The following is a 13,570-nucleotide window of genomic DNA, read 5'->3' on the forward strand; positions in this document are numbered from 1 at the left end:
CCGTCGACCTCAACCTTGGCAAGGTTGCGCTCTACCAACTGAGCTATTCCCGCATGTATCCGTTTTATCGGAAGACAGCGATTATATACCGTCTCCGCGATGGAATGCATTGTATCGCACTTTTTTTGGCGTTTTAGCGAAACGGCCCCGTTTTATTCGCACGAGGCCGTTTCGCTTTCCCGTCAGTGCTTGACCGCCCGACTGCGACGAGCAGGCTCCGCCTTGGCAGCCGTGGCTGCCACAGCAGCGGCGGGCACGACCGGGGTATCCGCCGAAGCGTCGTCGGTCAAAGGCATGGGCTTGGCTTCCAGAGCGATGTCCAGCACCTTGTCGATCCAGCGCACGGGCACGATTTCCATGGCGCTCTTGACGTTGTCTGGAATCTCGGCTAGGTCCTTGACGTTCTCTTCGGGGATCAGCACCGTCTTGATACCGCCGCGCAATGCCGCCAGCAGCTTTTCCTTCAGGCCACCAATGGCCGTCACCTCGCCACGCAGCGTGATTTCGCCCGTCATGGCCACATCGGCGCGCACGGGAATGCCGCTGAGGGCCGACACCAGCGCCGTCGTCATCGCTGCGCCTGCGCTCGGGCCATCCTTGGGCGTGGCGCCATCGGGCACGTGGATGTGGATATCACGCTTCTCAAACACATCATCACGGATACCCAGCGAACGGGCACGGCTACGCACCACGGTGCGGGCAGCCTCCACCGATTCCTTCATCACATCGCCCAGCGAGCCGGTGCGGTTGATGACGCCCTTGCCGGGCATGGCAGCCGCTTCAATGGTCAGCAGATCGCCGCCCACTTCCGTCCAAGCCAGACCGACCACCTGGCCGACCTGGTTCTTCTGCTCGGCGTGACCATAGGTGAACTTGCGCACACCCAGATAGTCGGGCAGGTTGTCGGCGGTCACCAAGACCGGCGCCTGCACCTTGCCCAGCTGGATGTTCTTGACCACCTTGCGGCAGATCTTGGAGAGCTCGCGCTCCAGCGAACGCACACCAGCTTCGCGGGTGTAGTAACGCACGATGTCGCGCACGGCGTCTTCGCGCAGCTCCAACTCGCCATCCTTGACGCCGTTGTTCTCGATCTGCTTGGGCAGCAGGTAGCGCATGGCGATATTGGTCTTCTCGTCTTCGGTATAGCCCGAGAGACGGATCACCTCCATGCGGTCCAGCAACGCCGGCGGAATGTTCATGGAGTTGGATGTCGCCACGAACATCACATCGCTCAGATCGAAGTCAACTTCGACATAGTGGTCGCCGAACTTGCTGTTCTGCTCCGGATCCAGCACCTCGAGCAAGGCACTCGATGGGTCGCCACGGAAATCCATGCCCAGCTTGTCGATCTCGTCCAGCAGGAACAGCGGGTTGCGGGTACCCACCTTGGTCAGGCTCTGCAGCACCTTGCCCGGCATGGCGCCGATGTAGGTGCGGCGGTGGCCGCGGATTTCCGCCTCGTCACGCATGCCGCCCAGCGCCATGCGCACGTACTTGCGGCCCGTGGCCTTGGCAATCGACTGTCCCAGCGAGGTCTTGCCCACGCCAGGGGGCCCCACCAGGCACAGGATGGGCGCCTTGACCTTGTCTACGCGCTGCTGCACAGCGAGATACTCAAGAATGCGGTCCTTGACCTTCTCCAGGCCATAGTGGTCGGCATTGAGCACCTCTTCGGCGGCCACCAGGTCCTTTTTGACCTTGGTCTTCTTGCTCCAGGGCAGGTTCGTCAAGGTTTCGAGGAAGTTGCGCACCACCGAAGCCTCTGCCGACATGGGCGACATCAGCTTGAGCTTCTTCAACTCGGCCTCTGCCTTCTTGCGCGCTTCCTGCGGCATCTTGGCCAGCTGGATCTTCTTTTCCAGCTCTTCGAGATCAGCGCCGTCCTCGCCTTCGCCCAGTTCCTTCTGGATGGCCTTGACCTGCTCGTTCAGATAGAAGTCGCGCTGGCTCTTTTCCATCTGCTTTTTGACGCGCCCGCGGATCTTCTTGTCGACATTGAGGATATCGACTTCGCGTTCGAGCTGGTCATACAGGTTTTCCAGCCGGTCCTGCACGTTCTGCAGCTCCAGCACGGCCTGCTTGTTTTCCAGCTTGAGCGGCAGATGCGCCGCAATGGTATCGGCCAGGCGCCCTGCATCTTCCAGACCGGCAATCGAGGTCAGGATCTCAGAAGGAATCTTCTTGTTGAGCTTGACGTATTGGTCAAACTGCTGCATCACAGCACGGCGCAACGCTTCGATCTCGCTGGCCTTCTCGGCCGCATCACCCGGCTCCACGGGAGCGACCTTGGCGGTGAAATATTCTTCGCCTTCTGCGATTTCAACCACCTGGGCACGCTGCACACCTTCGACCAGCACCTTGACCGTGCCGTCGGGCAGCTTGAGCATCTGCAGGATCGTGGAGACGCAGCCTACATCGAACATGTCGGCGACCGAAGGATCGTCCTTGGCGGCCGTCTTCTGCGCCACCAGCATGATCTTGCGGTCGGCCTCCATGGCCGTCTCCAGCGCCTTGATGCTCTTGGGGCGGCCCACGAACAGCGGGATCACCATGTGCGGGAATACCACAACGTCCCGAAGCGGGAGCATGGGCAATTCCGGAGGGAGAGTGGTGAGGGATTGGGTATCGGACATGAAAATCCTTTTAAAACTTTTACGAAGATGCTTCGCAAAAGCAATTTTTCAACCCTGCGGCTTGCGAAAAACCACGGGTAGGGGCAGAGATCGCCTCTTACAGGCACCCACAGCCTGCCAAAGGGCAAAGCCTGCAAAAGCAGGCTCATCAAAAACAATAGCTACTGGCGGTCACCAGATATAGGCTGAGGCACTCAGGCCTTCTTGGCGGCTTCCCGATAGACCAGCAGTGGCGGCTTTCCTTCGTTAATGGTTGCCTCCTCAACAACAACCTTGGCGACATTGTCGGTCGTCGGCAGATCGAACATGGTGGTCATCAGCGATTGCTCCAGAATGGAACGCAGGCCACGGGCACCCGTCTTGCGCGCCAGCGCCTTCTTGGCAATGGCGGTCAGGGCGTCGGGGCGCACTTCCAGTTCCACCCCTTCCATGCCCAGAAGCTTGTTGTACTGCTTGACCAAGGCGTTCTTGGGCTGGGTCAGGATCTGCACCAGGGCATCTTCCGACAGCTCGGCGAGCGCCGTCACCACAGGCAGGCGCCCTACCAGCTCAGGGATGATGCCAAACTTGATCAGGTCTTCAGGCTCGATATCACGGAAGGTTTCCGAGATGGAGCGCTGTTGCTTGCTCTTGACCGTGGCACTGAAACCGATGCCCGAAGCTTCGGAGCGGTTCTCGATCACCTTTTCCAGACCTGCGAACGCACCGCCGCAGATGAACAGGATGTTGGTGGTGTCTACCTGCAGAAAATCCTGGTTCGGGTGCTTGCGGCCGCCTTGCGGAGGAATCGAAGCCATCGTGCCCTCGATCAGCTTGAGCAGCGCCTGCTGCACGCCTTCGCCAGACACGTCACGGGTGATGGATGGGTTGTCGGCCTTGCGGGTGATCTTGTCGATTTCGTCGATATAGACGATGCCGCGCTGGGCACGCTCTACATCGTAGTTGCAGCTTTGCAGCAGCTTCTGAACGATGTTTTCCACGTCCTCGCCCACATAACCGGCTTCGGTCAAGGTGGTGGCATCGGCCATCACAAACGGCACGTTCAGCTGGCGCGCCAGCGTCTGGGCCAGCAAGGTCTTGCCGGAGCCCGTCGGGCCGATCAGGAGGATGTTGCTCTTGGCCAGCTCCACCTCGTCCTTGCCAGCCTTGTCCTTGTGCAGCAGACGCTTGTAGTGGTTGTATACCGCCACGGCCAAGGTGCGCTTGGCGGGGTCCTGGCCAATCACATAGTTGTCCAGATTGGCCTTGATATCGGCTGGCGTTGGCAGGTCATTGCCCTTGAGCTTTTCCCCTTCCTTGCCTTCTGCCGCCACTTCGTCGCGCACGATGTCGTTGCACAGGTTGATGCACTCATCGCAGATGAACACGGAGGGGCCTGCAATGAGTTTCTTGACCTCATGCTGGCTTTTGCCGCAGAACGAGCAGTACAGGGTTTTTTCGCTGGATGAGCCTTTTTTCTCGGCCATGGGGGCAATGCCTTCAATCGAATCTATATGGAAACAATGATAACCAACTACAAAGCGGCCTCAACCGGGTAGGGTTGAGGCCGCCTTTACCGGTTTGGTTTGATCCTGCTTATGGGCGCTTTTCTACCACAGTATCAATCAGACCGTATTCATGCGCCTCGTTCGCCGTCATGAAATAGTCCCGTTCGGTGTCGTTCTTGACCTTCTCGTAGCTCTGGCCCGTGCGTTCGGCCAGGATGCGGTTCATCTGCTCCTTGGTACGGATGATGTCGCGGGCATGGATTTCGATATCCGTTGCCTGGCCGCGCGCGCCGCCCAGCACCTGGTGGATCATGATCTTGGAATTGGGCAGCGAATAGCGCTTGCCCTTCTCGCCCGCAGCCAGCAGGAATGCACCCATGCTGGCAGCAAAGCCCAGGCACATGGTGGAGACCTGCGGCTTGATGAACTGCATGGTGTCATAGATGGCCATGCCGGCCGTCACGCTGCCGCCTGGCGAGTTGATGTAGAGGGAAATGTCCTTATCGGGATTTTCGCTCTCCAGAAACAGCAACTGGGCCACCACCAGGTTGGCCGTCTGGTCGTTCACTTCACCGACCAGGAAAATCACGCGGTCCTTGAGCAGGCGCGAGTAAATATCAAACGAGCGCTCTCCACGGCCCGATTGCTCGATCACCATCGGGATCAAACCCAAGTTCTGAATATCTTGTGCGCTCATTGCATCTCCATTGAGGATAGGTGGAAGCTAGCTTCGAATTCTGTGTGAATCGACTAACTGTACCCCAACAAAATGGGGCCTGCGCCCAAAAGCACAAGCCCCTGCGTGGGTTGGTCGTCAAACGGAGGGTTGCCGACGCGGCAATCCCCTGTCTGCCACAGCCGATCAGGCCTGCTGGCCCATCAGTTCGTCGAACGACACCGTCTTGTCGGTGACCTTGGCCTTGCCCAGCACGAAATCCGTCACATTGTTTTCAATCACGACGGCTTCGACTTCGGCCAGACGCTGGCGGTCGCCAAAGTACCAACGCACCACATCTTCAGGCTTTTCGTAGCTCGAAGCCAGATCGTCCACATGGGCCTTGATCTGCTCGGGCGTTGCTTCCAGCTTGTTGGACTTGACCAGCTCGGCCACCACCAGGCCCAGGCGCACGCGACGCTCGGCTTGTGGCAGGAACACGTCAGCAGGGATTTCTGCCTTGTCGGCGTCCTTGATGCCGCGCTGCTTCAGCTCGGCACGGGCGCCTTCGAGCAGACGGCCGACTTCGGCATCGATGCTGGCCTTGGGCAGGTCCAGTTCGGCCTTGGACACCAGGGCTTCCATCACGGCTTGCTTGTTGCGCGACTGAACGCGGAACTTGACTTCACGCTCCAGGTTCTTCTTGATGTCGGCGCGCAGGCCTTCGACGGAGCCGTCAGCAATGCCCAGGGACTTGGCCAGCGCTTCGTTCACTTCGGGCAGGTTGGCGGCTTCCACCTTCTTGACGGTCACCAGGAAGTCGGCGGTCTTGCCAGCCACTTCCTTGCCGTGGTAGTCCTCAGGGAATGCCAGAGGGAAAGTCTTGGACTCACCCGTCTTCATGCCACGCACGGCGTCTTCGAATTCCTTGAGCATCTGGCCTTCGCCGATCAGGAACTGGAAGGCTTCAGCCTTGCCGCCAGCGAAGGGTTCGCCGTCGATCTTGCCTTCGAAGTCCACGGTCACGCGGTCGCCGTCCACAGCGGCAGCGTCAGCAGGACGCTGAGCGAACGTGCGGCGCTGCTTGCGCAGGATGTCGATGGTCTTGTCGATGGCAGCGTCATCCACATCGGCGGTCAGCTTTTCCACTTCTGCAGTGGCCAGATCACCGATCTTGACTTCGGGGAACACTTCAAACACGGCGTCGAATGCCAGTTCGCCCTCTGGAGCACCTTCCTTTTCGGTGATCTTGGGCTGGCCTGCCACACGCAGTTCTGCTTCATTGGCAGCCTTGGCAAACGCCTCGCCCACCTTTTCGTTCAGCACTTCATACTGGACGGAATAGCCATAGCGCTGTGCCACCACATTCATTGGCACCTTGCCTGGACGGAAGCCATCCATCTTCACGGTACGAGCCAGGCGCTTCAAGCGGCTGTCCACTTCGGTCTGCACCGAAGCCAGGGGCAAGCTCAGCGAGATCTTGCGCTCGAGCTTCTCAAGGGTTTCAACATTCACTGCCATGGTAATTCCTAGTTGGGCACGAACCCTGCTGGCAACAACACCGATGCAGTGCACCGGCACTGTCTCGTACCTGGGTTCCATCGAAGCGGCGCCCGAGCGGCAAATTTGCCCATCAACACGCCAAAAATCAATGGCTTATAGCGCATGCATCACAAATACCTTGGGTATGGCAATGCCTGGCGCAGTAAGCCGAAACCAGGCATTATATATAACTGCCGTCCTGTGGCCGCAATTTAAAGGAATGAGCCAGCCACGCCCATGAACCCACCGCCACCCGCTGCCAGCGGGCGGGCATGTCAGCGCATGGGGCCGGTCTGCTCCAGCACCAGCCAGGCGGCGCGAATGAACTCGTCATCCGGTGCACTGGCCTGCAGTGCCTGCAGGCGCTCGTAGCATTTCTTCCAGGTGGCCTGACTGACCTGGGAGCCATAGGCCTGGGATTTGAAGTCGGACGACAGAATCCAGGCCACCAGCAGGCGCGGGTCCGCCTGGGGGTCCAGCACGAGGGACAGCATCGCATCAGCACGCGCCGTGCCGTTCTCGGCCTGTATCCGGTTGGCCATCGCCGACAGCCACAATTGCAGGTTGCGCACCACCAGGCTCCCCAGACCCGGCTGCAAGCGCAGTACAACCCCCTGCCACTTGCCCAGAAAACCGCGAACAGCCTGAAGCTCCTCTGCATCCATCTTCTGCAAGGTGGAAGGCTTGCCCCACACCTCCACAAGCTTGATTCGGCTGGGCACCATGTCGCCTTGCAGCAGCAGCTTCATGATCTCCATCCGCCAGGGCTTGCTGGCACGCGGGTACAGCGCCGCCAGGCTGCGGTAAAACAGGGGTTCGGCCAGTTGCTTTTTACCCCAGGCAGCGACCAGGAACGGCACGTTCTCGTCGGCAGATGCCGTGCCCATCAAAACCCGAACGGCATCGGGCTTCAACACGTCCTCTCCGCTCTCGACGGTTTTCTGCATTTCGGCACGCAAGGCCAGCAGAGTGGCCGTATCGCGCAGCTCGTCCTGCAGATCCCGCATTTGCTGCAGCAGCATCAGCTTCTCTGTGACGGTGCGGGCCTGTTGGTAGCGCTCTATGAGCTCACGCGTGTTGCGTGCTGCAGCTTCCTGGCTCTCCGCGGTAGAGCTGACCGGCTCTGGTGACAGCAAGGCATCCAGCGTTTGCGCATGGATTTGCGGCGCCGCTAGCAGTAACACGCAGAACGCCGCTTGCTGGATTTTTGTCATTACAGATATCTGTGCTGCATGAATGGCTGAACCAGCGACAAATCATGCCAGCAAGTCGCCGCTTGTCAATCCAAAGACAGGCCGAAATCCTCATTTTTTGTTGGTGCAAGCCTGCGCCTGCAAATAAAAAGCCGGCTCCCAGGAGAAGCCGGCTTTCAAACAAGGCTTTGCACGCCTTCTGACAGAAGGATTGCCATTTATACGTGGTGCGCGGGGGGGGACTCGAACCCCCACAGTGTTGCCACCGTCAGGACCTAAACCTGGTGCGTCTACCAATTTCGCCACCCGCGCGGTCCGGGTCATGGCAGGGGCCATGTCCCGTTGAGGTCAATCCGCAATTCTACATGCAAGACCTGCGCCTTCTGGTCCTTTCTGTGCAAAAAGCGCTGCATCTGCCTGCATTCGGCTGCTCAGACAGCAGCAGACAGCGGGGTGTCGCTGTGCTCCTTCTTCACGCGGAACCAGGCAGCATACATGGCAGGCAGCGCCAGCAAGGTCAGCACCGTGGCCACGATCAACCCCCCCATGATGGCTACCGCCATCGGTCCCCAGAAAATGCTGCGCGAAAGTGGAATCATCGCCAGCACTGCGGCAGCTGCCGTCAGCGCGATCGGGCGCAGGCGGTGTGTAGCAGCCTCGACGATGGCATCGAAGGTGGACAGCCCCGCTGCATGGTTGGCTTCGATCTGGTCGATCAGGATGACGGAGTTGCGCTGGATCATGCCCATGAGCGCGATCACGCCCAAAAGCGCTACAAAGCCGAACGGCCGGTTCAACAGCAGCAGCGCCGCCGTCACCCCGGAAATTCCCAGGAACCCCGTGAGGTAGACGAGCAGCGAGCGGCTGAAGCTGTGCAGCTGCAGCATCAGCAGGGTAAAGACGAGGAACACCATGATCGGCATGCCTGCCATGATCGAGTCCGAACCCTTGGCGCTTTCCTCCACGGCACCGGCGATCTCGATGCGGTACTGGTTCAGCCCCTTGGCTGCCCAGCCCTCCTGCAGCTTCTGCAGATCGGGCCAGAGCTTTTGCGTGACGGTCGGGCCCTGCAGTCCGGCCACCACATCGCCCTGCACCGTGATGGAGTACTCGCGCCCCTGTCGCCACAGAATGCCCGGCTCCCACACGAAGGTGGGTTTGGCAATCTGCGACAGCGGAATCGCCCGCCCGCTGCTCGAAGCCACATAGGCATTGCCCACGTCGGTGACCGCCTTGCGCTCGTCTACGGGCTGGCGCAGCACCATGTCGATCAGCTTGTCGCCCTCGCGGTACTGGCCGATGGTGTTGCCCGACAGCTGGGTGCGCGTGGCCTGGGCAATGTCCTGGTTGCTCACGCCCAGGGCCCGGGCCTTGCTCTGATCCACCTCCAGGCGCAGCACCTTGATGGCTTCGTTCCAGTTGTCGTTCACCCCACGCATGTCCGGCGATGCTTCCAGCTTCGCGCGCACCTCGTTGGCCAGTTCACGCAGCAGCTTGGGGTCTTGCCCCATGACGCGGAACTGCACCGGATACGGCACCGGCGGCCCGCTGGGCAGCAGCTTCACGCGCGCCCGCACCTCAGGGAACTCCTGCGCCAGCATGGTTGGCAGCTGTTGCATCAACCGGTCGCGCTCGGCCAGATTGGTGGGCAGCAGTATCAACTGCGATACGTTGGACTGCGGGAAGATCTGGTCGAGCGGCAGATAAAAGCGCGGCACGCCCGATCCGATCCAGGAAGTGACCGACTCCATGCCCTGCTGCTCCTGCATGCGCTTTTCGATGCGCTGGGTCACCTCTTCATTTGCAGCCACGCTGGCGCCCTCGGGCAGCCAAACGTCCAGGAGGATTTCGGTGCGGTTCGAGTCGGGGAAGAACTGCTGCTGCACCTTTGTCATGCCGAACAGGCCCAGTGCAAACACCAGCAGGGTGGCGCCAATCGTCAGCCAGCGGTGCTCCACGCACCAGCCCACGGTGCGGCGAAATCGGTTGTAGAACGGCGTGTCAAACATTTCGTGGTGACCGGCGCCGTCGCCCTCTGGCGCATGCCTGGGCTTTTTGAGAAATACCGTTCCCAGATACGGAACAAAGTACACCGATGCCACCCAGCTGATGACCAGCGCAATCACCGTCACCGCAAAGATGGCGAAGGTGTACTCACCGGTGGTGGATTTGGCAATGCCAATGGGCATGAAGCCCGCTGCCGTGATCAGGGTGCCGGTCAGCATCGGTTTGGCCGTGATGTCATAAGCCGCCGTGGCAGCGCTCACCTTGTCGTAGCCCTCTTCGAGCTTGCGCACCATCATTTCCACGGCAATGATGGCATCATCCACCAGCAGGCCCAGCGCAATGATCAGCGAGCCCAGCGACACCTTGTGCAAGCCGATGCCCCAGTACCACATGGCCAGGAAGGTGGCTGCCAGCACCAGCGGGATGGTGATGCCCACCACCAGGCCCGGGCGCGGATCGACCGAGACACGGCGCCACAGCGGCTCCTTGCCCTTGCGGATGTGCAGGCCTAGGCTCAGAAAACTCACCGCCAGCACGATCACCACTGCCTCGATCAGGGTCTGCACAAATTCATTGACGGAGGTTGCCACGGCCTTGGGCTGGTCCTGCACATTTGCGAGGCCCATGCCAGCGGGCAGGGTAGGAGCGATTTTGTCCACGGCCGCACGCAGGTTCTTGCCCAGCGCAATCACGTCACCGCCCTTGCGCATCGAGATGCCCAGCGCCACCGTGGGCCGCCCCTGGTAATGCACCTTGGTCTTGGCCGGATCGATGTAACCGCGGTAGATATCGGCGATATCGCCCAGCTTGAGCTGCACGCCCGCCGGCCCCCGGATGGGCATGGCCTTGACGTCGTCCAGCCGCGTGAATTCGCCCGTCACCTCAACCTGTACGCGGTCGGCGCTGGCCTGCACTTCGCCACCGCTTTGCACGGCGTTCTGCTGGCCGAGCTGGCCGATGACCTGGTTCATGTCGAGGCCCAGCTGCGCCAGCTTGGTGCGCGAGATTTCGATGAACAGCTTCTCGTCCTGTACCCCGAACAGCTCCACCTTGGCCACGTCCTTGACGCGCAGCAAGCTCTGGCGCACGCTGTCGGCGTACTCCTTCAACTCGGCGTAGCTGTAGCCATCACCCTGCAGCGCGTAGATCACGCCGTACACATCGCCAAAGTCGTCATTGAAGAATGGTCCCAGCACGCCTTGCGGCAGGGTGGCCCGCATATCGCCCACCTTTTTCCGCACGGTCAGCCAGGTTTGCGGCACATCGCCCGGCTTGGTGTCTTCGCGCAGGTTCAGGATGATGAGCATCTCACCCGGCTTGGAGTAGCTGACGATCTTGTCGGCGTTGGGAACATCCTGCAGGGTGCGCTCGATCTTGTCGGTCACCTGCTCGGCCACCTGCTGCGCCGTGGCGCCCGGCCATGCTGCAGAGACCACCATGGCGCGGAAGGTGAACGGCGGGTCTTCATCCTGACCCAGCTGGAAGTAGGCGCCCAGGCCCAGGAGCAGCAGCACGATGAGCAGATAGCGCGTGAGCGGGATATGCTGCAGCGCCCAGCGCGACAGATTGAAGCCTTTGGTGTCCAGGTGCTTTTCGGGATCGCTCTGCAGCGGCGTGCCTGGTGTTGCGTTGTCTTGCATGGCCACCTCTTACTTGGCCGCCGCAGGCAGCGTCTCGCCAGAGCCACCAGACACTACAGAATTGGTAGCATCTGGCGCCTTGCTGTCTTGCGCAGGAGCGTATTTTGATTGAAAAACGGTCACCTTCTGCCCGGCATTGAGCACATGCACCCCGGCAATCACCACCTGCTGGCCCGGCTGCAGGCCGCTCTGGATGACGGCATCGTTGCCGTCCATGCGCGCCACCTTTACCGGCTGCGGCTGCACAGCCGAGGTTGCCGGGTCAAACACCCAGACGTTGCTGACACCCGCCTTGTCCCACAGCGCCGCCAACGGCAGCTTGATGACGCCTGCATCCTGCGTTGTATTCGCCTGCGCGCCCTGCGGAATGACGGTGACCGTTGCGCCCAGCTTGGGCAGCACATCGGTATCGGCCGCATCGAGCGATGCCTTGATCTGATAGGTGCGCGTGGCAGCGTCTGCACTGGCAGCCACTTCGCGGATATGTGCGCTGAGCGTCTGCCCATCGGGCCACACCAACACCTGCGCCGGCTGCCCGGCCTTGAACTGGGCAATGCGGTCCTCGGGCACGGCAAACACGGCGTCGCGTGCGCCGTCCTTGGCAATGCGCAGCACCGGGCTGCCCGCGGCCACCACCTGGCCGGGCTCCACATTGACCGCAGTCACAACGCCCGCCACATCGGCCACCAGACGCGTATAGGCGGTCTGGTTGCCCTGGGCAGCGGCATTGGCTTTGGCCTGGTCCAGCTGGGCCTGCGCCGACTTGAGCGAAGCCGCATGGCGTTCCATCTCCGCCGCGCTGATGAAATTCTTGTCGCGCAGCTCCTTGAAGCGGTGGTAATTGGCAGCCGCCAGATCGCGCTGCGTCACCGCCGCCTGCACCTGCGCCTGGGCGCCCTGCGCAGCCAGCGCGTAATCCGCGCCATCGAGCTGCGCCAGCAACTGGCCGGGTTTCACCGCCTGGCCCAGCTCCACATTGCGGCTGAGCACCTTGCCCGCCACCCGAAAACCGAGCTGCGCTTCGGTACGCGCGCGGATATCGCCGGCAAATTCGGCCTTGGCCACCAGAGGAGCCGCGCCCACCGTTTGCAGCTTGACGGCACGGATCGGCTCGGGCGGTGGTTCTTTCTTGGAGCAGGCTGCTATCAAAATGAAAGCTGCCAGCGCAGCAGTCGTGCGCATAGAACGCTTGAAAAGAACTTGAGACATGGTAGTGAGCCGGAATAAGAGAACAGACCGCCACGGCAGCCCCCATCCATCTCATGGGTCCGCCCGGCAGCCATTTAATGACCGATGGGTCATTAATCTAGGGTTTTCATCCCCTGTTGTCAATCGGCTCCCATGGCAAAACGCCTGCCGCCCCGGCAAAGCATCGCGCGTGCACCTCGGTAGCCCCTGTCCACGGGCGGCATGGCTGGCCCGTCAACCCACCCCGGCTCGGGCAACACCGCTCGTGAATCGGCTAGCATCCCGGCTGTGAACGAATCCCGACCCCCTGCCCACCGTGACGCCGCCCCAGCGGTCACTCATTACGAGAATTTTCCCGTCGCCTCGTGGCTGTGCCCGCCTGCACTGCGTCCCCCGATCGCCGCCATCTACCACTTTGCCCGTACGGCCGACGACATTGCCGACGAAGGTGACGCCACTGCCGCCCAACGCATTGCCGAGTTGCAGGCCTACCGCGACGAACTCGCCCGCATTGCCCAGGGCGAGACACCTGCAGACCGCTGGCGCGGCGTGTTTGCGCCGCTGCAGGCCACCATCGATCAGTGGCAGTTGCCGGTACCGCTGCTGGACGACCTGATCAGCGCCTTCATGCAGGACATCGGCAAGACCGAGAACGCCCTGACCTACGAAAACCGGGCCGAGCTGATGGATTACTGCCGCCGCTCGGCCAATCCGGTGGGGCGCCTGCTGCTGCATCTGTATGGCGTGCAGGACGCTACATCGCTGGTACAGAGCGACGCCATCTGCAGCGCGCTGCAGCTGATCAATTTCTGGCAGGACTTGAGCGTGGACATCCCGCGCGGGCGCTACTACCTCACCGATGCTGACCGCGCACAACACGGTGTCAGCCTGACCGCCATGCAGCAACGCCAGGACAGCCCGGCGCTGCGCCAGTTGGTCATAGAGCAGGCACACTGGGCCCGCGAGTTGATGAACAGCGGTGCTCCGCTGGTGCACCGCGTTCCCGGCCGCGCTGGCTGGGAACTGCGCCTGGTGGTGCAAGGCGGCCTGCGCATTCTGGACAAGGTCGATGCCCTCCAAGGCCGCAGCCTGTGGGAGCGGCGCACCATCGGCAAGGCAGATGTGCCGCGCATGCTCTGGCGCAGTCTGTGGATGTAGCCCCTAACAGCACTCTTTCGCCTGCTGCCCATAAAAGAGGCCGAACCCGCAGGGATTCGGCCTGAAA

At 61.2% G+C, this 13,570-nt stretch carries 8 protein-coding genes and 1 tRNA gene; 1 reads left to right on the top strand and 8 read right to left on the bottom strand.

The window, feature by feature from the left end; translation table 11 throughout:
* Positions 1–182 precede the first annotated feature (182 nt).
* From lon to ACH2DG_RS17755, 8 genes are all read right to left on the bottom strand, one after another.
* A complete protein-coding gene (gene lon, locus ACH2DG_RS17720; RefSeq protein WP_395027730.1) occupies positions 183–2,633 on the bottom strand; it encodes an endopeptidase La in 2,451 nt (816 codons plus the stop codon).
* 194 nt (positions 2,634–2,827) lie between these two features.
* Positions 2,828–4,099, bottom strand: coding sequence for an ATP-dependent Clp protease ATP-binding subunit ClpX (gene clpX, locus ACH2DG_RS17725; protein WP_224149964.1), 1,272 nt, complete (start codon positions 4,097–4,099; stop codon positions 2,828–2,830).
* 109 nt (positions 4,100–4,208) lie between these two features.
* Positions 4,209–4,817: an ATP-dependent Clp endopeptidase proteolytic subunit ClpP gene (gene clpP / locus ACH2DG_RS17730; RefSeq protein WP_224149965.1), complete on the bottom strand. Its 609-nt coding sequence runs from the start codon at positions 4,815–4,817 to the stop codon at positions 4,209–4,211.
* A 165-nt stretch (positions 4,818–4,982) separates the two neighbouring features.
* Entirely contained in the window at positions 4,983–6,296 is a 1,314-nt protein-coding gene (gene tig / locus ACH2DG_RS17735) for a trigger factor (RefSeq protein ID WP_395027732.1), read from the bottom strand.
* Positions 6,297–6,592: 296 nt separating this feature from the next.
* Positions 6,593–7,531: a hypothetical protein gene (locus ACH2DG_RS17740; RefSeq protein WP_395027733.1), complete on the bottom strand. Its 939-nt coding sequence runs from the start codon at positions 7,529–7,531 to the stop codon at positions 6,593–6,595.
* Positions 7,532–7,735: 204 nt separating this feature from the next.
* Positions 7,736–7,822: transfer RNA gene (locus ACH2DG_RS17745), tRNA-Leu, on the bottom strand.
* 119 nt (positions 7,823–7,941) lie between these two features.
* A complete protein-coding gene (locus ACH2DG_RS17750; RefSeq protein WP_395027735.1) occupies positions 7,942–11,157 on the bottom strand; it encodes an efflux RND transporter permease subunit in 3,216 nt (1,071 codons plus the stop codon).
* A gap of 9 nt (positions 11,158–11,166) precedes the next feature.
* Positions 11,167–12,339: an efflux RND transporter periplasmic adaptor subunit gene (locus ACH2DG_RS17755; protein WP_395027737.1), complete on the bottom strand. Its 1,173-nt coding sequence runs from the start codon at positions 12,337–12,339 to the stop codon at positions 11,167–11,169.
* A gap of 294 nt (positions 12,340–12,633) precedes the next feature.
* Here ACH2DG_RS17755 and hpnC point away from each other — a divergent pair, with 294 nt between their 5' ends.
* On the top strand, positions 12,634–13,503 hold the full coding sequence (gene hpnC, locus ACH2DG_RS17760; protein WP_395027738.1) for a squalene synthase HpnC: 870 nt from the start codon (positions 12,634–12,636) through the stop codon (positions 13,501–13,503).
* Positions 13,504–13,570 lie beyond the last annotated feature (67 nt).

The organism is Comamonas odontotermitis (genome assembly GCF_040396735.1).
In the GTDB taxonomy this organism is placed as follows: Bacteria; Pseudomonadota; Gammaproteobacteria; order Burkholderiales; family Burkholderiaceae_C; genus Comamonas; species Comamonas odontotermitis_C.